Here is a 24893-nt window from a genome sequence, read left to right on the forward strand (position 1 = left end):
TGTCAATACCTTCGTTGCCTGCTTCTGAGTTTTTAAAAGCTTGAATCATTTCCTCTTTTGACATTCTATTCATCTCCCTATTTCATAATTGAAGCTAGCTATAGATAAATCGTAATGAATATTAAAATAGCACTTATACTTTTATTCTTTTAACCTCTACACTTTGCAACAGAAACTACACCTATGGTTATAGCAATTCCTCCATAAATACAAGCCGGAGTTGTTTCAGGATTTACATCACCTGCCCCTTGAATGGATGCTTGCTCCTCAGGTGATAGTTCATCTAACCTCTTGCCAACTGGACTGTTAATACCTTCGTTGCCTGCTTCTGAGTTTTTAAAAGCTTGAATCATTTCCTCTTTTGACATTCTATTCATCTCCTTATTCTATAACATAAATTGCTTACTTAAATATTAAGTTAATTACAACATTTGTAATACTTCGCAAAGTTGCTAAGATATTTTATTTTTAAATTTAATACATAAACTAAACAAAAAGCAGCTTAAACTCTATAGGTTTAAAGCTGCTCTTCTCGTTTTTTATTTTCTCATAATAAGCTGGCTTATCTTTAAACTTTCACCAAAGTGAAGAATGCCTTTTGGATATATTTTAGCTGCAAAGTACCCTACCACAAAGGTTGTGACTAAAAGAACACCAATGGATATGCTGATATCCAGAATAGATGCCGCATCTTGAGTAACCAGAATAATCATGTTAAAAGGCGAGGTGAAAGGAATTACCGACAAGTATTTTGCTAGTGTTGAAGTCGGATCTGATATGACGAAAAGAATACCTGAAAAGGCACTAGCCATTAAAAGAAGCGTAAGCGGCGTCGTAGATCCGTTTAATTCTTCTGGACGACTGACCATCGATCCAAATACAGCATATAAAGAGGCATATAAGAAATACCCCAGCAAAAAGAAGACAAAGAATAATACGCAATGCTGTATAGTGAGGGCGGAAAGGTTTAATTCAAGTCCACCAATGCTCTGAGCTGGTTCTACAATCCCCGACTTTAGAAACAGACCTACACTAACAAAGAAAGCAACGAATTGTAAAAGACCTGCTAATGCGATACCAAAGATTTTACCGAATATCATCGCTAGTGGATGAACTTTTGTCACCATTACTTCCATAACTCTTGTCGCTTTTTCAGATGCGACACCGGTAGCGATTGTATTTCCATACATCATGACAGCCATCAGGATAAACATCAGCATAAGATACGTTATCAGGACTGATACCTGACTTTCTTCAGTAAATGTTCCTCTTTCCATTGCAACTGGAACAAAGAGTGCTTGTTGATCCGCTACTGATAGTTGGTTATCAACAGATATACGTTGCATGTTCATGGATTGAAGAAACATTGCTAGTTCCGAATTTAATTCAGCCGCATTGCTCTTAGAAAAGTAGTTCACTTCATAATTACTTGCTCCTTCATCTACTACATATACACCTAGAATATTGCCTTCTTGAGCCTCTTGTTTATAAGAGTCAACTTGGTCCACCTGTATCTCCTTCCAAGACCAACTTGTCAATTGTTCTTCAAGATTCTCTACTTGAATGTCCGACGTATTAAGGACAACCACTACTTCTTCTTCCTTTGTGGAAGTGATGTTTTCAAGGAGTGTAGGAAGAGAAATGACTAAAATTGAGATCGCTATTAAACAGAGTGTGGTTAAGAGATAAGATTTTGATGTTACACGCTCTTGAAACGCTTGTTTAAAGACTAAATAAAAACTTTTCATGATTAATCCCCTGCCTTTTCAATAAAAATTTGATTTAGAGAGGGATCTGCGATATTAATTTTCCGAATATCTGCCAGGCTCTTTAATCGTTCAATCAGATGTAACCCCTGTTCCATCGTGCTCACTTGAACTTGATATTCTTTCCCTTTTCTAATAAATGCTTTGTCTAACACAGTCAAATGTTCTCCTAAGGGCTCTGAAGATTCAATATTTACATACTTAACACCGTATCGACTCTTAATCTCATTAATTGAACCTGAAAGGACAACCTCTCCATGCTTCATTAAATACACTTTGTCGCAGAATCTTTCTACACTCTCCATCCGATGGCTTGAAAAGATCATGGTTTTCTTTTCTGCGATTAAATCTTCAATAACACTCTCAAATATTTGTGCATTCACTGGATCCAGTCCACTAAACGGTTCATCTAGGATAATAAGATCAGGATTGTGGATCACAGCAGCGATAAGCTGTACTTTCTGTTGATTTCCTTTTGATAAGTCTCCTGTATCTTTCTTGATGTACTCGTTGATCCCCAGTCGATCTATCCATTTCAAGCTTTCTTGTTTAGCAGCACGCTTACTCATTCCTTCAAGTTGACCAAAATAGATTAATTGATCAAGCATGTTCATCTTAGGGTACAATCCGCGTTCTTCTGGTAGATACCCCAGTTTTACTTCATCTCGAGAGAATGTTTTTCCTCCCCACTGAATTTGTCCCGCGTCTTGTTTTAACAGCCCTAAGATCATACGAATTGTCGTTGTTTTTCCAGCTCCATTACGGCCAAGGAGACCAACGGCCTCTCCCTGGTTTACTGATAGTGAAAGACCTTTAACCGCATGATACGGACCAAAATTCTTATCTAGTTTATTAATTGTTAGGTTCATGGTTATTCTCTCTCCTCTTTTTAGAAAAATGTTTTATACATTACCACAAGAACTACACCACTTAATGCACATAACCCTAATAAAAGTAGATTCTTCATCATTTCAGCTCCTTTATAAGGTAATCCATTGTATAATTACGTCTTTTGTACTTGAAGGAAAAACTTTCCTCTGAGGCGTTACTTTTAATTCACCGTGTAGAAGAATGGCTTTTTCATAGTGTTTAGCAATTGGATGAAGGGAGTTACTTGACTCTCCTTCATAAAATAGACCTAACCTATAACCCTTTTCATTGGAATGAACAGAATTAATCTTCTCTAGCTTTCTTAGATAGTTGTTCGCAAAATCTATTTCAAATGCTCCAGATTCATTCACACCTTCTACCACGCTCTCATCTAAGAGTATGAGCTGTGGTACGGGGTAATCTGGTGCTTGTGAAGAAGCGCGAAAACAAATTTGAGCAAGCGTATTAATATGAACTAAAGGTTCTTTTAAGCCCACCTCTTCTTGAATATTTTTATAAATCTTAAAAGGATATGCGATCTCCAACTATATTCCTCCTTTTCTATTACAATCATGTTGGGTAAAAAGACGTGTTTAAAAATAGAATTTTACTAGGAAAAAAAGAGATATTTTTACTTATTTTTTTAAACATTCCAATCGCAGTATGCTAGTTACAAGAAGAAAACAACAAACAAAGGGGATAAATAATCATGAAAAACATTCTTGTAACTCTTACTATCTTTGCTTCTCTTTTAACCGCTAACGTAGCTTCAACGAATATTGCTACTATTGAAAAAGCATTTGTGTCGGCATCTGACGGCGAAATTAATATTTTAGATGATGATAGATCTCACAATGGACACTTGTAATTAAAACTATTTTTTTGGAAGTCATTCAGTTGTAAAACTGAATGACTTCTTTCTTTCTATAAAGTTTTTTGATAGATTGGATCGAGTATCCCTTTGACTCGGTCCTGCTCGTAAAAGTGATCAATAAAATCGTTGGAAGCACCCTCAATCCCCATCATTTCCTCATCCGAAAGTTCTATTGATGTATGACCTTGGTGTTTTCTGGTTACTTCTTTCTTCTTTAAGAAGCCAAACATAAACTTATTCATAGTCATTCCTCCCATTTATTTTTTCTTTTTCTCAATTAATTCAAGAGAATCATATGCATTTATAATCCCAGATCCGAATCGTTTCTTAGAATCTGTTTTCGTAGCGCCCTTATCTAGTATCTTCGTTATTTCTTTTACAGATGGGTTTTTACCATGCACTTCCTTATATTTAGCAATGACAACAGCTGCAGTTGCTGAAACTTTTGGGGCCGCTAAACTCGTTCCGATCATAAATTCATACCCTGGGTCAAAGCCCGCATATTCGCTAATCTCAGACTGAGGTAGATTCGTTGGATAGGTAGTAAGAGTCATATGCCTGACATCATACAATCCTTGGTCCGCTAGGGGGCCATAATCTCCACCAGGAGCCCCTACGGATACATTCTTTCCGTAATTAGAGTAATCGCTTAAGATGTTTTCTTTATTAGTCGCTGCCACTGTGTATACATCATCTAGGCCGCCAGGCATATGAAGTTGTTTATCACCTGGGAATCCTCTGGCTTCTGCTAACTTTTTGGCATTTGATAGATCAAGCCCTACTAACTCTGTACCAGACGAAGCAACCACAAAACTATTTTTCTTTTTCGCATGTTTTAAGGCACGGTTATACGCTTTAAACTCCGCCTTTTCCTCTTTATCTTTTAAAGATTTGTATACTCCTAGACTTAAGTTAATAACGTCCATATCATCGTTCGCAGCCACTACGATCGCTTCAATCACGTCACTAGTGCTTGCATTCCCAGTATGGAACACTTTATAAGGGACTATACCAATGTTAGGTGCGATCCCTTTTAAATTTCCGTTGGCAGCAATTGATCCGGCTACCATGGTCCCATGACCCATGTAATCTTGTGTATCTGTAATCCCATCAATTAGCGATACTCCTGGCGAAATGATGTTGTCTTTCAAGTCTGGGTGATTAAAATCAATCCCGCTGTCAACAATCCCAACCTTTACATCATGACTGCCGCTTTCAATCTCGTAACTTGCTCCATTATTTGTCACAAGGTCAATATCCCATAACCAGCTTTTATATAACGATTCATCATCGTCTTCCTCTTCTATGGTTTGAATACTAAACATGGATGAGGCATTCTTCTCAAGTCCATTAAACTGACTCAAGTCACTAGAAGGAAAAGAGTTCAAAATCGTTGGCTGGATATCACCGTAATCGATTGATTGAACTGATCCTGATTCCTCAAGTACAGTTGAGTACTTATTTTGAATAAGCTCCTCAATGGCTGCTTCATCAGTTTCAGTCGGTGACTTGACCATTATCGTTGATATTTCATCAATTAGATCAACGGTTGTACTTGCATTCATCTCTAAAATGTCCTCTACAACTCCATCTAGACTCTCACCTTCTTGAAACAAATAGATTCTCTCTAAATCCAGTTCATCTGATGACTCAGCAACCACATTTGAGGGGTTGCTTATACTAAAAATAGTGCCTAATGATAATGTAACTAACAATGGTTTTGCTTTAAGCCGTACGTTCATTTTCAATCTCTCCAATCAAAGTTTGAGCTTTACATAAGTTAAAATAGTATCCTTTTTCTTTTGTTAATTCTTCGTGATTTCCAACTTCTACTATCTGGCCGTTATCCATTACGATGATCTTATCCGCGTTCTGGACTGTACTTAATCTGTGAGCAATGACAACCCTGGTGCATGACATGTAATTAAGTTCATTATCAATTACACTTTCCGACAGCGTATCTAGAGCACTCGTTGCTTCATCCAGAATGAGAATAGGTGGTTTAGCAACTAACCCTCTAGCGATTAATAATCGTTGCCTTTGACCTCCGGAAAAATTTGCACCAAATTCAGAGACCGTTGTATCAAAATTCAAAGGAAGATCCATGATCTCCTTATGTATGTTAGCTTTTATAGCAGCTTCCATAACACTAGACTTCTGTATGTGTGGTCGCTGGGCTGTAATATTCTCGGCAATTGTCTTATTAAAAAGGCGAGCCTCTTGAAATACAACTCCCATCGATTTTCTCCAAGAAGATAGGTTAATTTTTGAACTATCTTTTCCATCGAATTTGATTGCTCCTGAAGTAGGCGCATATAACCCTAAAAGAAGCTTTACAACAGTACTTTTTCCAGAACCAGAAGATCCAACGATAGCTACTTTTTCACCTGCTTCAATCTTAAAGTTCAAACCTTTAACGGCTAAATCGCTAAAGTGATTGTGACGGAAGGTTACATTCTCAAATTCAATCTCACCTTTAAACTGCGCCTGACTTCCCTCTAACTCTTCCTGGTCATTTACCTCAGATTTAGCTTGCATGACATCATACAATCGCTGTAGATATGAGCCTAAATACGTTAGCTCACCGTATCCACTGCCAATCGATATAATTGGTGTGATAAAGGCCATAGCTAATGCATTGAATCCAAGTACAGTTCCTAAGGTCATAGAGCCATTAAGAATGGCTGAACTGCTAAACCATAATAAGAACACAGGTAGTATAAATTGTACGGAAGATGCTACGGTATTAATGGATGAAACCCAGATCGCTCGCTTTTCAGCACTCTTTAATTGAGTATGGAAAAGTCCTCTCCATTCAGAAAACACCATCTTTTCAAGACCCATGACCTTCACATCACTAACTCCGTTTATACTTTCTGATAAAATTCTTTGAACCTTTGATTGTGCTGATACATCTTGATCCGATAATTTCTTTGATACTTTTGTACTTGTTACTAATAATAGGAACACAGCGATACCAATCAACAAAACCGTCGTGGCCATTTCAACTGAGTATCGATACATTACCGCTAGATACGTAAAAATTAAGATCCCATCAATTAAGAAGGAAATGACTTTTGTAGATAGAATTTGTCTGATATAGACATTTGAGTTTGCTCGAAACAACAACTCACCTACCGAACGGTTTTCAAAAAAGTTATAAGGTAAACTAAATAATTTACCTATAAATCGTTCCATTAGTGACTTATCTATGGTGGTTTGGAGCTTCGCGACTAAATATCCTCTAAACCAGGAAAGGATTAGAAATCCAATAAATAAGACGAACAAACCTATGCCTATTGAGCTCATTGCATCCCCATTCTTTGGGATGACAATATTGTCAGTTATCCAAGTTGTCATCCATGGCACCACTAAAGTTAATAGTTGCAACATTAAGGATCCAAAAAGAATAAAGACAATTAATTTTGGTTTGCTTAAAGCAAAAGATAAAAAGAACTTAATATGTGATGGACCTTTCTCTTTCACGAAGTCTTGGGTAGGAGTAATACAAAGCGCAAAGCCAGTGAATTTTTCGTCAAACTCACTATGGTTAATCTTTCGTCTTCCTAATGCTGGATCAACCACTTTAATATGGTTTTTAGAAATCGATTCTAATACAATATAATGTTTGTTCTCCCAATGAATAATAGCCGGCAAAGGCATATCTTCAAGGGCTTCTTTACTGGTTTTAAATCCTTTAACATCTAAGTTGTAATGTTTGCCTATGATACTTAATTGGTACAATGAAGTCCCACCCTTGGGAACACCAAATTTCTCTCTTAGTTCCGCTAATGGAACATATTTACCATGAAATGAAAACACCATTGCTAAGCTGGCTAATCCACATTCGCTGTGCTCCATTTGTTCAATAAAAGGAACTCTTTTAGCCATGGAACCCTCCCCCTTCTAAGTTTGAACTTTTTCCATATGTGTTGTTGTATAAAATGGATGTGCTACAGCTTCCTCATTTAGTCGATCATTGAGCCAACCAAAGTAGTAAGCGCCAATGCCAATTTCAACTCGAGAAGTTAGTCTCCATTTTTCCTTAATATTGAAAATCAATTCCCCCACTCTCCTCCGACTAATGAACAATATTTTTGCTATTTCTACATCCTTTTTTCCTTTAGCGACTAAAACGGCTACATCACGTTCTCTGTTACTGAGTTCCTTAATTCCCATAGATTTTTCCTCCATGAATAGTTAAGTTTCTTTCTACACTTACTATAAGGAAAAAGAGAAGGTGAAAAGAATAAGTAAAATACAACGAAAAAACACTACAAAAATCTTAATAAATGGATGTCTATTTAAACTAAATATACTTTTTATGGTAATTATTAAAATTTCAAACGCAAAAAACACTCTTAGACCTACTAAGAGTGTTTTCTTTATTGTATTTAGGCTAATAGTAAAACTGCTGGTACTGATTGTGGATTTGAAAGTCTTATAAGCTGGTATCCAATACCAGAAAGTCCAGTGAATAAACTTGGTTGTATAAATCCTTTAGGACCATCAACTTGGTAAATCCCCCGTGCTTCTTTCTGCAAAATTAGGTTATATCCCTTTCTTTTAGCTTCTTGCATCAATTGATCATCATTTAAATAGATACTACCTTGTATCAATAGTTCTGTGTCTCCAAAGTTTCCGTGACATAGTGAATCATCTGCACTATATCCCTTACCCCTAACATTATTTATTGCTTGACGCGCTTCTTGCTCCAGCAATTGATTATTAACAAACTTGGACATAACAATTCTACTTAGTCCTATACCGTTAGATCCATGACACCAATTATGTACATACGTGTCCTCTGAATCACGATTATCCTGCCAGGCACCATCATTGACGTTAAAAAGAGATTGATCAAAATTTAGAGCTGCTTCTGCTTCTTCCACGTATTTTGACTTTGATGTAAATAAAGATAAACGATACAAAGTCTGAGCAATGCCACTTGTACCATGAGATAGCCCACCCAAATATTTTGCTACCCCATTAGACGGCCATGCTTTTCTATCCTGTGCAATTGGATGACTGTGTGCTACAAGGTGTTCACCATAAAGATCAGCGATCTCGAGATATTCTTGATCTCCTGTCCATTCATAGGCGTTCATTAATAAGTGAGCAACACCTGCAGCCCCCCCAAGATAATCAAATGTTTCATCGTTCTGTACATTATTTCTTAAGCCATTTTTAATATCATCGATCTTCCACTTAAACTCTTCACTCCGGAAATTCTTATGAAAATGTATGAGCGGGTATAGAAGAGAATAATCCCCTGAGAAAGCTGAAGTTAATCCTCGATTGATGTTCATTGGTGAAATTGCGGCTCGTAATGTTGCTTCTGCGGCTTCTTTGTACCGCTCCTCTTTCGTTTCTTTGTAGAGATATTGAAAGAAGAAAGATATTCCTCCTAATCCTTCATAAAGCCCTTGTGCTGCCGGGGCTACTGTCCAGTCTTCCCCACTTGGTACTAAACAAAGTAGAGACGCTGATAACTTCCCTTTAATGTTTGAATAGCGAAGTTTGCTTAAAATTTCATCACCAATTAATTTAGCCTCTGATAAAAACTGATCTTCTACTTTTTCTGGTACGAGCTTTTCATCCCAATTGATCTGAGAAGACGTTTCTTCTTTCACACCTGCTATAGATGTTCTAATCCAATCAAGTTGAGTTTTTAATTCGTCTTCATTGAATTTTTCTATTCTTTCAATCACAAGTGCATATCCACTTTGAGCGAAGACGTTTGGAATCCTTTTCCCGTTACTCGCAAAGAGGTCTGTTGAATCTGCCTTCGAGTTAAAGAACGGTATATCTCCTTCTATTAAGTCAGCAATTTCATAAGGGACGATTCGTTTGTCCATATACGGATAAAACCATAAACGATCGAATAAATTTTCTAAATACAAAGCATCTCTCATGTAATCTGGATGGCTAGATTCGTTCAGGAAGTTAAAATATTGTTGGGTTGCTCGTGCAACTACACGAATTTTTTCGCCTTTAAACTCTTCAAGAGGCCCATTTGTCTTTAAAATTTCTTCTTTATGATCCATAAAGAATCTAAATATGTCCTCAAAACCAGTTAAAATGTCCTCTACATAATCCTTAGAGTTAATGACTTCATCATTTAACTTCGTTAGATTATTAGCCCCATAAAATTTACTTGATTGCATCGTATACTTCATATCATCTGTCATATTACTTTCGAGTTGTAACACTTTGAAAGGCAGGTCTTGTTCCTTTCCATTTAGAGCACTAAGATCAACGCCCTTCCCTTCAGCGTTCTTAAACATAGCAAAAGGTAATAATCCGGTTCCGACAACTGAGTTAGCTTGTTCATATTTTAAATCGACTTCGACCGACTCTGGTAAATCTAATTTCGGACTCTGATGGAATAGTGTCTCGTGGTCAATAATAAAAGGAGTATCACCACTGGCTATAATATTTTCTAAGTGAAAGTCTGCACCTTTTATTGAATGCATTAGGCCTAATAATACCCCGAAACGTCTGAAGTAATCTTTTACTTCTTCTTCAGAATTACAACTCTTGTAAGGCACGCATTCTTCCCATCCATGTGTTTCGAAATCAAGTATCTTATAAGGTTTTAGTGTTGGAAATTCTGCTCTATCTGCAATCCACTGTAATAAGTTATGGTATTTAATTGAGATTGATAGCCCTTTTGGTTTATATATAATCGTTTTACCATCATCAAAGACAAATCTACCAACTGTCTTTCCTTTTTGGTGAGTATCACCAAGACCAAATTCAATTGCTTCCAACTTATTATTCTTTAGATTAAATGTTTTTGACATCTCTTTAAAATCATGAGCATATCTTCTTAAAGCAATTTCTGTGTTTTCAAGGAAAAATTCACTACGAAGTGTAAGAATTCTGCATAACGTTGCATATTCTTCATAAAACTTTAAGAGTTCAGACGAATTTAAGGCTTTCTCGCGGATAAATGATTGAAATCTTTCTTCTCCTGTTTCACCATAAAGTTCATCTTTTAATTTAGATATGTGCATCTCTAAAACAATTGATCTGGAAGCTTGGGTCAACAACTGGCTTCCAATTGCGTATAGAAATGTCTCTTTAAGTCTATCTTTGTTTACCTTAAGCTTTGCATGAATGCTTTCAAACATTTTATCAAGCCTATCTGAGATATACACTAGAAATGGATGAATAAAGAATCCTAAATCTAAAGGCTGGTCGGTGTCTACTTTCATCTCAGAAAGCTTGAATCCTTCAGCTAATAAAGAAGTATTCATTTTTGTCTTTAATAAAGACTGGAGTTCGTTAACTTGTTCATCTGTTAGTTTTAATTCCTCTAAGGGAATAATTCCTTCACCAAAAATATTTTCGGTTAAACCCATATTCTTTAATTTTATTTGGAACATCGAATCTGAGTTCATAGAGACTCGACTGCGCCATTTAGTGATGGCGTGAGTTGAGTCAAATTCTTGATTATCTAATACTTCTCTTCTTTCATGGCTAAATAATGCATGGACCGATTCTTCAAAATTAAGTTGTTTTTTAACTTTTTTCATGTCCTCACTCCTTATTAATAGAATTGAGAATGTCTAGGATCTTTCATAGACATTCTCAATTCTATTCAATTGTATGAACAGTAGTGGAACCCTTGATTCCACTACTGTTATGTAATTTAGCAAAATTTGATAGAAAATAGCATACCGGTAGCAATAGCCGCTGCACACGCAGGTGTTGTCTCAGGAGCAACATCAGAAGCTCCTTGTACTTCAGATAATTCTTCAAGAGTTAGTTCATTAAATGGCTTTCCAGAAGGATGGGGTTGTACTTTTTGAATCGCCTCACGAATTTCTGGATTTTTCCACGCGTCAATAATTTGTTTGTTAGTCATTTGTCATACCTCCAATAATTTTTTAAGTTTATTATCCTCTGCAATGTTTAACCGAAAAGACGATGGTTGCTCCTACTGAATAGGCAACACATAATGGCGTTGTTTCAGGATTCACATCCGAAGCCCCTTGAATTCCTGCCAATTCTTCCGGTGATAGTTCGTTTAACGTTTTTCCTACTGGGCTTTCTACCTTCCCGTGGTTTTCAGGATTTTTGAGCGCTTTAATTTGTTCTTCTTTTGACATTAAGTTCATCCCCTAATCATTTAAATTTTTGATTGTGCTTACTTGCTAACTGAATAATATAACGAATCTTAATACTCGAATACTTCGCAAAATGGCGGAATGTTGTATAATTGAGATATTATTATCTATAATTACGTTTTTTTTACTGTAATAGGTGAATTTCTACTTTTCAGATGAAGCCTTGCTAAACTGAGACGAAGAGAGTGAAGAACTTGGAGATCGGAGAAAGAATACGCCAAATACGCATTCATCAGGGATTAACTCAAACTGAATTAATTAAGGGTATTTGTTCAAATACATATATTAGTAAGATAGAGAGCGGTAAAACGAAACCGTCTTATTCTTTTATACTAAAAGTAGCAAAGGTCTTAAATGTAGAGCCAGAGTTTTTGATTAACATGGATAGAACCAATATAGAACCAGAAATTAATAGGATATATAACGATTATTTTGAAAAAGAAAACATTAATCCACAGGATTTATCATTCTTAAAACTGCATACTAAAGAAACCCATTCTAATTCCTCACTAATTAAGATCTTCTATGTATTGATTTCTTACCATATAAACTCAGATATTATCGAGGCTAAACCATTCGTAGAACAAGCAAAAAATATCATCTCACATAATCTAACAGGATCTGATAGTGAGTTATCTAACTACTTTAATAGTCTTTCTAAGTACTTTCATTTCACAAAAAATTATACAGAAGCTTTGCTGTATGCAGATCTACATCTCCGATCTTTACCGACAGATGATGATCAACTTCGTGAAGCTAAAGCCTATTTCAACTTAGCTTCAATTCGTACGAAAATGGATGAGGACTTAGAGCTTGCTAGGATATATAGTAAAAAAGCTCTGCATATTTTTAAAAGAGAAAATTTTAAATTGGGTATCGGATTTACATTAACAGAACTAGCCATACAATATCATCGAAATGGTTTATATACTGAGGCCCTTGAGGTATTAGACGAATTAAAACTTTTTTCTCTTGATTACAGAGAAGAGTTTTATAAGCCAATCTTAGAATATAACTATGGCAGAGTTTATCATAAGTTAGAAAAATACGACCAAGCCATTAAACATTACTTTAATAGCATACGAATTGACGAATTATCGGGAGAAGAAAATACAATCTATGCAATTAAGTGTCTTGCTGAGATAAGTATCGAACAAAAAAAATGGGAAGAAGCTAATGATTATCTGGAAAATGGGTTTTCTTTAACAAGTAAATTCCACCTTCCAAATATGCACATCCATCTTCTTCATTTACGTTCTCAAATTTACAAAACAAGGTTCGATTTCTCTTCGTATGAGAAGGAAATGCAACAAGCTGTTCAATTAGCACAAGAAGGTAAATATCCCTTACTAATCAAGGAAGTCAGTATAGAACTAGCAGATCATTATAATGAAGCTCGCGCGTATAAAATGGCTGCTAAATATTATAAAATCGCCCTTAGTTGAATACAATGAACACTTTAGTTTTTAAAGAACATAAACAAGAGGCAGGCACTTCTTAAGTGGAAGTGCCTGCCTTTTTATAAAATGTAAACAAACTAAACCCCAATCATTTACCTTGTTTCTTTTCTTCTTCAATAGCTGTTATCTTAGCTAACTGGTCAATAAAATATTGTTGATCTCGCTCACTTAAATCCGCGACCATTGCATTTATCATCTTCTCAATCAGTTCGTATTGCTTATAAGGTAATACATTTTGTAGAGCTTTTAAACGATAAAAAACATTATCAGGAAGTTTGATATTGCGTCTAAAATGTAAAGTTGACTTTTCTTCTTTTCGTTGAGGATTTTTCAGAGAATTTGAAGTAGATTTGACTTCATACGGTTGATCTTGTGCCATGTTATTTCACCTCGAATATAATTAGCTGGTTTATTTAACTGCTAACTCATTAAACATACTTAATTATTAAAATACCATAACCAAACATTATTTATCATTCCTTTCTTGTTTATATTTATCGATAATTAGTTTTGCTTCTTCCAAATTAATTCGATCATCTATTGATAGTTTTTTGATAAATTGAATAAATTCCTCATTATCTACAGAATCATTTAACTTTATTTTCTCAATTAATCTATCTAACTTAATTCTCACCGTGGGATAAGAGACCTCATATATCTTAGCGATTTCTTTTAAAGATCCCGAATTCGTAATGAACTTTTACTTGGTTTGGCATTTCTTATTTCAGGATGGATCACTGGCAGAAAAACCCTTTCTGAACGAAGGAAAAAAGAATTAAATAAAATGGAAACACTTGATATAAGGTAAACTTTTCTCTTGCTTTTCTTTCTATATAAAGTATACCATTTTAAAAAAATAGAGTAAAGGGATAAATGGGATAAAATTTATTGATTTTAAATGACTATGTCTTTATAATAGAGATAACAAATTACTAATAAATTCGCCATTTATAAAGTTAAAAACTGATTATATGCGAAGAAAATACGACCAAAAAAAAGGGGCAGGTTGAATGGGTTATTTGTATGTCTTTTTTATGGTTTTTATAGTTGTTTTTGTTTTAAATGGAATTCTTGATTTGATCTTTAAGACAGGAACTAATATAAAGCGGTGGTTTCTAGCTTCTTTAATAATTTCATTAATCTCTACATTTTTTGCTTTATTGATTTCATAAATTAGAAAAACCGATGTATGTTTACATCGGTTTTTTCATCAATCTAACCCAGTCACACTACCCGAGTATTTAGTTTGTTTTTGTTTTACTAATGGAGGTTTATCGTATCCAGTAACTTCATTAGTATCCGCAACTCTAAGTCGATAATCACCTGTACCTTTATTGACGGTAAATGAGACTTGCGTTTTATTAGTTAGTTTTTTTGTTTCAACTGTTGACCACCATAAACCGTTGTCTTTTTGTAATTGAACATTTAACTCATTCTTCTTACCTTTGTTTATTACCCAATCATCCACCTTAATTTTCACTTGTACTTTAGGCTTAGAAGAATAGAAATGGTGAAATTTTGGAGAAGGCATTCTATCAGTTGCAGAGCTAGTAGTTCCAGTGAAATTAGTAATATGCACATTGGCTTCGGCCATATGTGAGAATGCACCAATAAAGAGCGAAAGGACAAAAACTGAAACTAATATTTTTGCAATAAAATTTTTCATTATATCTCCTTATCAACTAGTAATTTTTGCTTCAACAATCTTATAACTCTTGGTAGGAGCAAATACATCAACCATTAGTGTTGTGTAGTAGCCTTTAAAGTATTTCGCAGCCTTAAAAGAACCTTGACTAGTTACTCGCGCAATTTTCGCGCCGCTACCAACAGTTCCATCCATTCCAGTCACCCATGTTGTAGAAGATCTATCATACATTTTCCCCGTTAAATCAGCTTTATAAGATACAGCCGTCAATTTATCTTTATTGTAGGAAAACTTGCCACTAACTGCATGAGTGAAGTTAAAACCCTTTGTGTTAGAAACATAAGCTTGATAACTTGTTGAACCAACTGATTGAATTCCAAACCCATTAGTGGAAGGTGCTTCAGAAAATACTAATTCAAGATTTTCAGAAGATAAATTAACTTCATTTTCTCCTTTAGCCAATTGCTCGTTGGCTTGTTCTACTAGTACTTGCAACTCTTCGTTTAGAGACTCGACCTCTTCATCAGTCAAGAAACCATCAATATTTTGGTCTGTACTTGCAGCTGCATGGTTACTAGTTGCGAAAAAAGAAAATGAAATTACTAAAACACTCAACAACCAAAAAAAGTTTAACTTTTTCAATCCAGTAATCCCTCCGATATTCAATTTTTTGTAAACTACTTACAAGATTTATTATATATTCATAGTTTTGTTTTACAAGGTTTTTCAATCGTCAAATATCCTTAATATAATACAAATTTTTACATAGATAAGTTTGTATTATTGTTAAAGGAAAATAGGGATAAATAAATCAAACGGGATAAACAAGATAAGTGGGATAAGTAATTTGATTTTAAGTCTTTTAATTATAGACAACAAAGAACCAACATACATGGCCGTGTATGTTGGTGAATCGAGATTGTTACATGTAAGACAATCTTTTTTAATTTGTTGTTCAGAATGATAAGAGATCATCTGTGCGTTATCTATGAGTGAGATCATAGATAACATTTTTTATTTTCTTATATAAGTTAAGAATGAAAGTCCTAAATTTAACGCTCCTATCACGACTCCTAAGAATGATAGATATTCACTAAGTGTTACCTGGGAACTTTCACAAACGAAGGGTAAGTAAATCCCAATTACAATATTACACAGGAAAAGTTTTCAGTCGCCTTAAATACAACAAGATAATTAAAATAATGAAAGAAGCCACTTAATTTTGCTAAGATTAACTAAATTTAATTTATTAAATGGGATGCTTGGGATAAAAATCAGGGCTATGAGTAAGTAGTAAAACCAAAAATAAAACCATTCAATTGTTGAATGGTTTAAGAGTTAACTAGTTACACGTAAGTGCCCTTAGAGTTGGCCTTGCGGCGTGAACACAGCTGCGTTCTCAAATCTCTCACTGGACTTATCCTTACGTGTTGTGTTGTTATTCAGAACAAAAATTTTCGCGCGCTTTGACAGCACCCTATAAAGAAGGTCTTTGAAGAGGACTTTAAGCACAGCTGTGCTAATCATTCTTTACACTGGATTTAGTCTGTCGTCTTTAGTATAAGATGCTAATGCTCTCTTTATACCTTTTTTTTTCAGGTACAAGCCTATTTTACTCGATCTAAAGAAAAAAAACAATTATATAAGAGAAGTTTTAGGCATTCCAAGTACTCTATGGTAAATTTTTGGTTGGATTAAGTGGTACAATTCTAAATTGTTACGAACGTCATTAGGATGTCTTTGATCTTTGTAATACATAAATTTATAGTACTCCAAAATGAAGTTTGCCAAAAAATCTGCTGTTTGCATAAGTCTATCATTCTTTTGAGTATTATATTTTATATCGAAGTTATTCCAATTAAATCGATTGTTCCACTTTGGGAAATTAACTCGAAGGGATAGATATTCATGCAGCCTTGTTTTAGACTCATTTCCTCTAGCTGGAGAACCATCAATAGAGATAATTGCTCGTCTACCTCTTTGGGAGTAAGGTTCTTCAATAATTCTATTGATCACTTTGCTTAAAAAATAGTTTTCGCTTTGCTCTTTGTTACGTGCTGTAGCCTCAGTGAAACTTCTTTGATTTTCAGTTACTAACTGCTTATCAACCACTATATAGCAAATCCTTAGGGATTCCCATTCCATTAATTTTTCAAATACTGCTTTCTTTTGAAGAGGGGTAGCATCTTTACCTTTAAGTTCTCCATTTTTATAAGGAAAATTTTTAAAAATTTCATCTAGATTATCTTGTAAACGTTTAAACCCTCTTTCAATAGAAAAACCGGCCCATACATAAAGTGGGCCATTTTCTGAATCTATGTTTCCGGAATCATCTAAATATATGTACATTAAAATTCTCCTTTAAATAAACGTTGTCAATATGAACCATTTTAACACTAAAGGTAATACAGTGTTTCATGAATATGAAATGAGATTACTGTGTTATTGTAGCAATCGAACAAATGTAACAAAATACTTATTTTGTTACATTAGAAAAGGCTAATTTATAGCCTTTTTTCTTTTTGTCTGTGTTATACTAAAAAGACTAAAATAAGTTACATTCAAAACGCTGATTTATAAGGGGTAACAATTATGGCTTCAAAAGCAGACGAAATTAAGAATGTGCAGCCGTTACGATCGCTTGAATTAATCCAAGACATGAAATGGTCGCTCAAACGTCACTGTTCAGAGCGCGATTATATTCTTTTCCTTTTAGGCATTAATACGGGTTTAAGGGTTGGGGATTTACTGCGGTTAAAAGTAGCCGATATTAAAGGAAAGAAAAAGGTCACAATCCGAGAAGGAAAAACGAGAAAGCCACGTACCATCTATTTATCGAACGTTTATGACGAGTTGGCCGAGTATGTTGAATCTCTTCCGGAAAACGCCTGGTTGTTTCCAAGTCGAAAAGGAGAAAATCCGATCTCAAGGGTTCAAGCTTATCGCCAATTGATTAAGGCGGGAGATATGGCCGATATTCTGGAGGGAGTTGGAACGCATACGATGCGAAAAACTTTTGGCTATTGGCACTATAAGCAATTTAAAGACGTGGCCGAGCTTCAAATGATTTTTAATCATTCGCACCCTAAAGTCACTTTGACGTATATCGGTATCCTGGAAGAAGAGGTCGAAAACAATTTAAAATCATTCATGCTGTGAGAAGCACAGCATAAAAGGAGGGAACTCTATTAATGAACCATGTCGATCAGATTATACAATCAATATCTAGCTTGAATTTCGTATGCACCGTAGATATTGTTGGTAGCCATAGCAACGACACTAATGATAAATACTCTGATGTAGATTTAGTCGTTCATGTCTTAGACGAACCCGCAGATAAAGCTTTATTAAGAATCTCTTATTTTTTATGTGAAAAATATTCACCACTTTGGTATGACTATGCTAATAGTTTAATGCCAAATAAGTTCTTGGTATCTATGTACTTTGAAAATACGACCCCCTTTAAATTCATTGATATAGGTATCATTAACAATGAGGCGCAATTCTATAATAAAGATGATTTTAAAAATGATAAATGGATTCATCTTATGAAACTATGGGTCATGAACTTTAAATACTATGTACGCAAATCTGAAAGGTTTGAAAGTAGCTTTAATAACATGATGGCTTCAGCAGGAATAAATGATTTTAAAAATCATGCTGATGGTTTTAAGAAATTATTAAATGTCTTATCTACAAAAGAGTCTATAAATAAAAAAAACCTTTGGCTATTGTACAACGAGTATCAAATACACAAGCATCTTTATTAAATGTTATTTTACAAGGAGGCGCATCAATTCAATGGATATAAAAGAACTGAATCAAAGATATGAGGAAATCATTCATTCGAATCGCCCGGAGAATATTAAAACAAATCAACTTTCCATGCTCATGACTTATATGGAAGGAGAGTATCAAATACCTATGCTTAAGAACCCCGAATGGGAGAGTAACAACAGAAAAGTGATCGCTTTATATCGGAAAATATCTATGAGTCGAGTGTTTGAAGAGTAAGGATATCACTATATATAGTAGGACTAAAAAAGCAGCTACGGCATAAAACCGTTGCTGCTTTTATTGATTTTCATTAAAGGCCTCCATCTTATGAATCGCATAAGAGGTTTGCGATGATGAATCCCGCCGGTTTATTCGTCGCCTGGCGAATGAGCGACATCATTTAATGATACTTACAAGCCCCTATTTTATGAATCGCATAAGGGGTTCGCGATATTCAATCCCACCGATTTATTGATCGCCTGGTGAGCAAGCGATATACCTTCCGGCCCCCATTTTATGAATCGCGTAAGGGGTTTGCGATGATGAATCCCACCGTTTATTAGTCGCTTGGTGAATGAGCGACATACTTTAGTTTAAAATTTACCATTAATATACTTGGGAGTCAAAAGATACGGTATTACTTACCACCGTTCACCTTCCTTATTTATTATATAATATAGGAAGGAAGGTGATTATATTGTTTAAATCTCCTATGCTATTACAATCCTTACCGGTACCACCGGATAACGATATAGAGTGCATCACAGAATTAAAGCTCGATGGCCATAGAATGATTATGAGCCGCTTTGAAGGAAAAACAAGACTGTACACCAGGCATCAAAACGAGGTTACGACAATGTATCCGGAACTCTTGGAACATGAGATTGAAGAGGGAACCATGCTAGATGGGGAACTTGTTGCCCTGGATGATGAAGGCAAGCCGGACTTTGAATCCTTACAGCTGCGGTCCCGTTCTAAGAAGCTCTTTCATCAAGTTCCTCTCCAATTTGTGGCTTTTGATAGCCTTTACCACCAGTACAAACGCATGACATCCAAACCGCTACACGAGCGCAAAGAAAAAGTGGCCATTTCTCTCCCTAAAAATCAGCAAACCCTTGTTGCACATAACTTTGTAATCGGACAGGCTCAAAATTACTTTCAATTAGTAAAAGAAATGGACCTGGAAGGCATAGTTGTAAAAGACCCTAATTCGGTCTATAAAATCAATACAAGAAGTAAGGCCTGGCATAAGATTATTAATTATTCGTACCGTGATGTCTTGGTCACAAAACTACGCAAAAAAGAGTTTGGTTTAGTTGTTACCGATGAAAAAGGCCATTATTTAGGTACGATTGAACACGCAAGTATTCCGCTGCGTAAAAGCCTCTATTCTTTAGCAAAAGTAAGAAAAGAAGATACAAACTATGTTGAAATCGACCCGCTGCCATGTCGGGTGAAATACCGTAACCTCACGAAAAAAGGGTTGCTATGTATTCCGGTCTTAATTGAAGTAACCCCTGACAACTAGCGTCAGGGATTACTTATAAAAATACTACAATAACACAGTAACACAAGTGGACAATGATACATTAGTCCATAATAAATAAAGCCAAACTCCGGAATTAGAAGCAGTTTGGCTAATGTATATCAATTGTACAGATACGTGCATTTGATTCAATTTATCTTTTCTTGAACATTTCTAAGACTTTAATGCCAGTATTTATTGCGTAAAGCACAAGGAAGATCGTGAGTATAATGTTAAAGTATTCAAAGTGATCCTGTAAAGTTCTAATGAGTGAATCCATTCTAAGCTCCATGAAATCTCCTCCATATTATATATTTATAAATCAATACCCTAATCTTTAAATAGTAAAAGTAATAAAACAATATCCCAACAAGCAATAAAGCTCGTTGGGACACTATTCTTTGATATACCTATCGTTCGGTACTATACACCAAGCTATCATTTACAGTCTTTCTAGCAAATACTGATGATCCAGCCCCAGCTCCGATAGTGAAACCGGCCGCCTCAAACTCTGCGCTTAAATCTACATCAATTTCAATTTGCATTGTTGTTTGACCAGTAGCTTCAACACGCTGTGTAGGGAAGCTAGTTGGAGTATAAGCTGTATTAGAAGCTTGTAGCGTGTGTGCTCCTCCCCCAGTAGTCCACCAAACATCATCCACATTTTCAATTTGTACGAAAGAACCAGATTGATATAAAAGTAATCTGCAATTTAGTGTTACTGTGAGTCCATTGTGGGTAGTTGATGAAGTGGCCACAAAAAAAGATTCGTTTAACGCACCAAAATTGTTTAATTGCAATTCTTCTTCAATGGTAATCTCCTTGTATAATTCCCCTGTTTCATTGTCGATAATTCTAACAATATCCTTTGCTCCCTCTGATGTTTGCTCTGCGCTATAGTTCCCTTCGGGCAATTCTACATGAAAGTTCTCATTAATCGGGATTGTATTATCCTGTGGTTCTACATGTAGCTCCGTCAAAAATTCTGAATCTGATTCTCCAGCAGCTTGACCAGTATTACCGTTCAGTAAAAATGCTGATGCAAAAGCAAACGTCACAACAAACAAAAATAGAAATAACTTTTTATTTCTAACATCCATGTAAATCCCTCCCATTCAGATTTACTGTCTGACTAACCTTTAATAAGTAATTCTAAACGTTTAATTCTAAAAAAAATTGAATTTATTAGAATTAAAGATAAAGTCTGTATAATTACCTGGGCGATTGTATCTGTAATCTTGCATGATTTATCTAATTGGATATATATAGGTTGTGAAATATTATTATTTTAGGTCTATATTCACAGGGTTAATACGTTATTAATCTAAAAGAAGAAGGGAACTATTCTTTTAGCTTCCTTCTTCCTTTTTTATTTATAGTGACCGCCGATCTTCGCCGCTCGCTCCAATGCTTGACCCGCTGGAAGCAAGGAAGAGGCACGTAAAATGGAGGTCTTACCAAACTTCGCTTTGATCGTATCCATGACCTCTCCAAGCTGTCGATCGTCTTGTTGCTGCTGGTGATCAAATAAATCAAGTTGTACCGCGTCGCCATTTGTAAACTTTGATAAGGATACACCGACTCTACGTACAGGCTGATGGTCCCAAAATTGATCGAGCAACTGACAGACATATTTAAACAACGTTAAGGAAGAATCCGTTGCATAGGGCATCGTGAATTGACGGTGAAATCCGGTTCTCACTTCATAACTGGCTCCAGCAACACTTAATGAAACCGTCGAACCTTGAACGTGGTTTTTTCGCGCTCTCAAACACACTTCCTCACACAACTCTAGTAACACCACGCAAATATCTTTACGCGTCGCGTAATCATAAGGAAGCGTCATTCCATGACCAATGGCTTTTTGGCCATCGTGTGTGGAGATTTTGACAGGCGAATAGTCGACCCCATTGGCACTCATCCATAAGACTTGGCCATGTATCCCCCAACGTTTCTTAAAGAACTCGACATCGGTATTGGCTAAATGGCCAACGGTCCGAATCCCTCGATTGTATAAGTGTTTTTTCATTTGGCTCCCTACGCCAAACATATCCTCAACAGGGAGTTTCCAAAGGGTTTGTTCCAGGTTATCGGCTTTAAGTTCATAAATACCCGACTCATTCTTTTTCGCAAAGTTATCACAAGCAAGTTTGGCCAAGATTTTATTGGCTCCAATCCCTACCCTAGCTCTCACACGCATGGTATCCCATATGTGCTGTTGAATCTTCTTTGCGGTTTGCATATAGCCACCGAATAAATGGTTGGAGTGGGTAACATCCATAAATTGTTCATCGATTGAGTAGGGTTCGACGAGATCGGTATACTCTTTTAATATCCTGGTAATCTCCATCGACGCATCGATGTAGTCTTGCATATGAGGAGGGACGATAATCAAATCACTACATTTTTGCTGCGCTTCCCAAAGACGTTCTGCGTTTTTAACCCCAAATTTCTTGGCTTCTTTTGACGCTGCTAAGATCACGCCGCTTCGTCTGTTTGGGTCACCGGACACAACGAGTGGTTTTCCCTCGTAAGAAGGATGTTTTGCCACCTCAATGGAGGCGTAAAAACTCTGCATATCCACTAAAAAAATAACCTCACTCATATTATCGTACACCTCGTCACATATTTCTCTATAGTATATACGAATATACGTTCCCTTAAAAGTGGTTATTATAACCAATTAGAGAGTCAGAAAGTAATTTATATAATTATTACGGTATGTGAAATTAATTAGTTGGGCGAAAAAAAAGAGGCATTTAGCACCTCTTTAAAGAAAATAGGCCACAATCTCTAATAATTTCATCACTGCTAACTAACGTTGCTTCGTAAATGGTCTTATTATTCTTTTTCATATATGACTGTACAACCTCGTAACCTACAGCGTATCCAGCACAAAAAGAAAGACCAACCGGTGCGTAACCTTCTTGTTTAGCGATCTCGTCACCAAACATATAACTACTTACTTCCGCGAATCCTTTTACATTTAAAGCATCCTCAATTACCTTGATGGAATACTCTAAATCCTCGCTATCAATATTGGTTACCCAGGGTCCTAAACTGTCGATACCATAAAGTTCTGTTGCGAACGAATCTGCTAGTCCTTCAATAACAAGATACTCTCCAACGGTTACATTTCCATGGTCCCAACTAAAATAAGAGAAGCGTAAATTGTGATGAAATTCATGAGCAATAACAGCTGGAACTTTCGGTATATTATATTCATTTGGATATATATTTATCGTAATATAACCAGGTATCCCGCCAAAACCTGTATAACCTTTCTGTAACTTTAATTTGTTCGAATCTGCGAGGTAAATGCCTAACATAATTTCATTAGCATTAACCTTCAAATTAGCTTTATTAGCTTTTTCTATACAGGTTTTCAATGAACTTTCTGCTGTATCAAAAATGCTGTTTGCTTCTAATAAAGAAATTCCTTCTCTGATATGAGAGTCATCCATAATATCTATGTAACCTAACATTCCTGTAGCCATCAATACGTCGTAACCATTGTCTTGTTTAGCTTTGATTGGCACATTGATAAGATTCCACATTTCTTTAAGCGGAGACATCATAGTATAACGAAAATACTTCTTTCTTTCTTCATGCGTAGCAAAAGTTAATATATTTCTGTATTGATCTAATGAATTGATTATTTCATACTTCATTTCATCACCTCTGTGGTAAATATTTAATATTAAATCTATGAAGTAAATACAACGTATTTAGTAGTGTTTCATCATTTTCCTGGTTATCTAAATGAATTAGTATATTCTCAAGGTCTGCGATCTTCTGATGTAATTCAATTCCTAAATCATTCATTTGAAATGTTGAACCTTTTAACTCTTTTAACCTATATCCCAATATCTTTGAGACAAGGATTTGAACTAAATTAACCAAATCTGACTGTACTAAAACTAATTGTCCTCTATTATTCTTTATGGTATTTAATAAGTCTAAATTTGAATAGTACCGTATAGATCGTTCAGTTATCCCAGTTTGTTTATACAGATCACCTGTTGTATACAGGACCTTCACCTCCTCTGATTTAAAGAGTAAAGTATCACGCTACGTTAGAGTCAATCACAAAATAAAAAGAAGAGGCCAAGATAGCCACTTCTTTTAACATTTCTATGTTCAACAATATATTTTGAGCTTAACTTAGAAAAACAAAATGCCGGAAAGGAAAAATAAGAACCAGGGTGTGATTGAGCACATCATTCCCTGATTCTTGTATTAACAACGTTAGCCTGTCCACTTACCGAGTTTATGACCCATCAATCTGTTTTAATGCTGCATAACGCTCTTTCAGCAACGTTTCTAGTTCCTCTATATCATCTAAGGTTGCATGGTTCTTAATGAAACTTCTTGCTGTTGAACGCTTCTGCAAGTATTTCGTTCGTTCTTTGTTCTTCTCTTGCCAACGTTTGTTACGTTCGGTCTGTGTGAGAGTTTTTTCTTCCTCGTCCATTCTTAAACACTCCTAGCTGGTCCATGATAAACAACGTTGTGCCAAATAAAACGATTGAATCTAATACGAGATTTCTAAAGATAAACGCTACCCATATTAGAATCAACAACAAGATATACAAGGTTTTCTTTTTCATATGTCATGTTGTATTATAGAGCATGAGGAGGGGCTAAGCCCCTTACCCTCAATCTTTCTTTTCGTTCGAATCCGTTTTCTTAAGCGCTACTACGATGCCAACCGTTGTTGCTAAAGAAGCGAGGATTCGAGCGATTTGCTCTATAGAGTCCAACATGTTTTCACCTCCTTTATCTATTTATATCGTACTATATATAGTACGATAAGTCAACAGAAAATAAGGATAAAAGGG

At 35.6% G+C, this 24893-nt stretch carries 26 protein-coding genes and 1 pseudogene; 6 read left to right on the forward strand and 21 right to left on the reverse strand.

The annotated features are described in order from the left end of the window. Nucleotides 1-149 precede the first annotated feature (149 nt). From JNO66_RS19835 to JNO66_RS19850, 4 genes are all read right to left on the reverse strand, one after another. Nucleotides 150-368, reverse strand: a complete 219-nt coding sequence (locus tag JNO66_RS19835; RefSeq protein WP_246483381.1) for a lichenicidin A2 family type 2 lantibiotic — start codon at nt 366-368, stop codon at nt 150-152. Nucleotides 369-539: 171 nt separating this feature from the next. Beyond that, on the reverse strand, nt 540-1748 hold the full coding sequence (locus JNO66_RS19840; RefSeq protein ID WP_203090944.1) for an ABC transporter permease: 1209 nt from the start codon (nt 1746-1748) through the stop codon (nt 540-542). 2 nt (nt 1749-1750) lie between these two features. Next, nucleotides 1751-2635 carry an ABC transporter ATP-binding protein gene (locus tag JNO66_RS19845; RefSeq protein WP_203090945.1) on the reverse strand — a complete coding sequence of 295 codons (885 nt, stop codon included), beginning with the start codon at nt 2633-2635 and terminating at the stop codon, nt 1751-1753. 111 nt (nt 2636-2746) lie between these two features. Further along, the gene (locus JNO66_RS19850; RefSeq protein WP_203090946.1) at nt 2747-3181 is read right to left on the reverse strand and encodes a hypothetical protein; all 435 of its coding nucleotides are present in this window, start codon (nt 3179-3181) and stop codon (nt 2747-2749) included. A gap of 164 nt (nt 3182-3345) precedes the next feature. Between JNO66_RS19850 and JNO66_RS19855 the strand changes: the two genes are divergently transcribed. Further along, nucleotides 3346-3504: a hypothetical protein gene (locus JNO66_RS19855; protein ID WP_203090947.1), complete on the forward strand. Its 159-nt coding sequence runs from the start codon at nt 3346-3348 to the stop codon at nt 3502-3504. A gap of 56 nt (nt 3505-3560) precedes the next feature. Here JNO66_RS19855 and JNO66_RS19860 read toward each other — a convergent pair whose 3' ends face one another. The 7 genes from JNO66_RS19860 to JNO66_RS19890 form a co-directional block, all read right to left on the reverse strand. Continuing rightward, entirely contained in the window at nt 3561-3752 is a 192-nt protein-coding gene (locus tag JNO66_RS19860) for a hypothetical protein (protein WP_203090948.1), read from the reverse strand. A gap of 15 nt (nt 3753-3767) precedes the next feature. After that, nucleotides 3768-5252: a S8 family serine peptidase gene (locus JNO66_RS19865; protein ID WP_203090949.1), complete on the reverse strand. Its 1485-nt coding sequence runs from the start codon at nt 5250-5252 to the stop codon at nt 3768-3770. Then, nucleotides 5236-7401, reverse strand: coding sequence for a peptidase domain-containing ABC transporter (locus JNO66_RS19870; RefSeq protein WP_203090950.1), 2166 nt, complete (start codon nt 7399-7401; stop codon nt 5236-5238). Before JNO66_RS19870 ends, JNO66_RS19865 begins: the two co-directional genes overlap by 17 nt. Before the next feature lie 15 nt (nt 7402-7416). Continuing rightward, nucleotides 7417-7689 (reverse strand): response regulator transcription factor, encoded by a 273-nt coding sequence (locus JNO66_RS19875; RefSeq protein WP_203090951.1) that lies wholly within the window; start codon nt 7687-7689, stop codon nt 7417-7419. Nucleotides 7690-7904: 215 nt separating this feature from the next. Continuing rightward, complete coding sequence (locus JNO66_RS19880; protein ID WP_203090952.1) at nt 7905-11051, reverse strand: type 2 lanthipeptide synthetase LanM family protein; 3147 nt, start codon at nt 11049-11051, stop codon at nt 7905-7907. 116 nt (nt 11052-11167) lie between these two features. After that, a complete protein-coding gene (locus JNO66_RS19885) occupies nt 11168-11383 on the reverse strand; it encodes a mersacidin family lantibiotic (RefSeq protein ID WP_203090953.1) in 216 nt (71 codons plus the stop codon). Nucleotides 11384-11414: 31 nt separating this feature from the next. Beyond that, a complete protein-coding gene (locus tag JNO66_RS19890) occupies nt 11415-11627 on the reverse strand; it encodes a mersacidin family lantibiotic (protein ID WP_203090954.1) in 213 nt (70 codons plus the stop codon). A 212-nt stretch (nt 11628-11839) separates the two neighbouring features. Here JNO66_RS19890 and JNO66_RS19895 point away from each other — a divergent pair, with 212 nt between their 5' ends. Further along, a complete protein-coding gene (locus JNO66_RS19895; RefSeq protein ID WP_203090955.1) occupies nt 11840-13090 on the forward strand; it encodes a helix-turn-helix domain-containing protein in 1251 nt (416 codons plus the stop codon). Between the two features lie 103 nt (nt 13091-13193). Here JNO66_RS19895 and JNO66_RS19900 read toward each other — a convergent pair whose 3' ends face one another. From JNO66_RS19900 to JNO66_RS19920, 5 genes and pseudogenes are all read right to left on the reverse strand, one after another. Then, a complete protein-coding gene (locus JNO66_RS19900) occupies nt 13194-13484 on the reverse strand; it encodes a hypothetical protein (RefSeq protein ID WP_203090956.1) in 291 nt (96 codons plus the stop codon). Between the two features lie 87 nt (nt 13485-13571). Continuing rightward, a pseudogene (locus JNO66_RS19905) lies at nt 13572-13802 on the reverse strand (DUF2089 family protein); the annotation flags it as partial. A gap of 513 nt (nt 13803-14315) precedes the next feature. Next, nucleotides 14316-14771: a hypothetical protein gene (locus tag JNO66_RS19910; RefSeq protein WP_203090957.1), complete on the reverse strand. Its 456-nt coding sequence runs from the start codon at nt 14769-14771 to the stop codon at nt 14316-14318. A 12-nt stretch (nt 14772-14783) separates the two neighbouring features. After that, nucleotides 14784-15392, reverse strand: a complete 609-nt coding sequence (locus JNO66_RS19915) for a hypothetical protein (RefSeq protein WP_203090958.1) — start codon at nt 15390-15392, stop codon at nt 14784-14786. 996 nt (nt 15393-16388) lie between these two features. Next, nucleotides 16389-17099 (reverse strand): DUF3800 domain-containing protein, encoded by a 711-nt coding sequence (locus JNO66_RS19920; RefSeq protein ID WP_203090959.1) that lies wholly within the window; start codon nt 17097-17099, stop codon nt 16389-16391. A 243-nt stretch (nt 17100-17342) separates the two neighbouring features. On the opposite strand from JNO66_RS19920, the gene JNO66_RS19925 reads away from it, so the two are divergent. The 4 genes from JNO66_RS19925 (at nt 17343) to JNO66_RS19940 (ending at nt 20055) form a co-directional block, all read left to right on the forward strand. After that, a complete protein-coding gene (locus JNO66_RS19925) occupies nt 17343-17909 on the forward strand; it encodes a tyrosine-type recombinase/integrase (RefSeq protein WP_203090960.1) in 567 nt (188 codons plus the stop codon). 32 nt (nt 17910-17941) lie between these two features. Further along, a complete protein-coding gene (locus tag JNO66_RS19930) occupies nt 17942-18520 on the forward strand; it encodes a nucleotidyltransferase domain-containing protein (RefSeq protein ID WP_203090961.1) in 579 nt (192 codons plus the stop codon). Between the two features lie 31 nt (nt 18521-18551). Continuing rightward, nucleotides 18552-18764 (forward strand): hypothetical protein, encoded by a 213-nt coding sequence (locus JNO66_RS19935; protein WP_203090962.1) that lies wholly within the window; start codon nt 18552-18554, stop codon nt 18762-18764. Nucleotides 18765-19239: 475 nt separating this feature from the next. Continuing rightward, complete coding sequence (locus JNO66_RS19940) at nt 19240-20055, forward strand: ATP-dependent DNA ligase (protein ID WP_210340963.1); 816 nt, start codon at nt 19240-19242, stop codon at nt 20053-20055. Nucleotides 20056-20462: 407 nt separating this feature from the next. Here the strand turns inward: JNO66_RS19940 and JNO66_RS19945 are convergent, their stop codons facing one another. The 5 genes from JNO66_RS19945 to JNO66_RS19965 form a co-directional block, all read right to left on the reverse strand. After that, nucleotides 20463-21152 (reverse strand): hypothetical protein, encoded by a 690-nt coding sequence (locus tag JNO66_RS19945; RefSeq protein WP_203090964.1) that lies wholly within the window; start codon nt 21150-21152, stop codon nt 20463-20465. A gap of 269 nt (nt 21153-21421) precedes the next feature. Then, on the reverse strand, nt 21422-22657 hold the full coding sequence (locus JNO66_RS19950) for a DNA polymerase IV (RefSeq protein ID WP_203090965.1): 1236 nt from the start codon (nt 22655-22657) through the stop codon (nt 21422-21424). Nucleotides 22658-22811: 154 nt separating this feature from the next. Then, complete coding sequence (locus JNO66_RS19955; RefSeq protein WP_203090966.1) at nt 22812-23723, reverse strand: DUF2268 domain-containing putative Zn-dependent protease; 912 nt, start codon at nt 23721-23723, stop codon at nt 22812-22814. Between the two features lie 4 nt (nt 23724-23727). Then, entirely contained in the window at nt 23728-24093 is a 366-nt protein-coding gene (locus JNO66_RS21020) for a MerR family transcriptional regulator (RefSeq protein ID WP_203090967.1), read from the reverse strand. 229 nt (nt 24094-24322) lie between these two features. Then, complete coding sequence (locus tag JNO66_RS19965) at nt 24323-24526, reverse strand: hypothetical protein (protein WP_203090968.1); 204 nt, start codon at nt 24524-24526, stop codon at nt 24323-24325. Between the last annotated feature and the right edge of the window lie 367 nt (nt 24527-24893).

This window comes from Alkalicoccobacillus gibsonii, assembly GCF_016798245.1.
GTDB lineage: Bacteria > Bacillota > Bacilli > Bacillales > Bacillaceae_D > Alkalicoccobacillus > Alkalicoccobacillus gibsonii.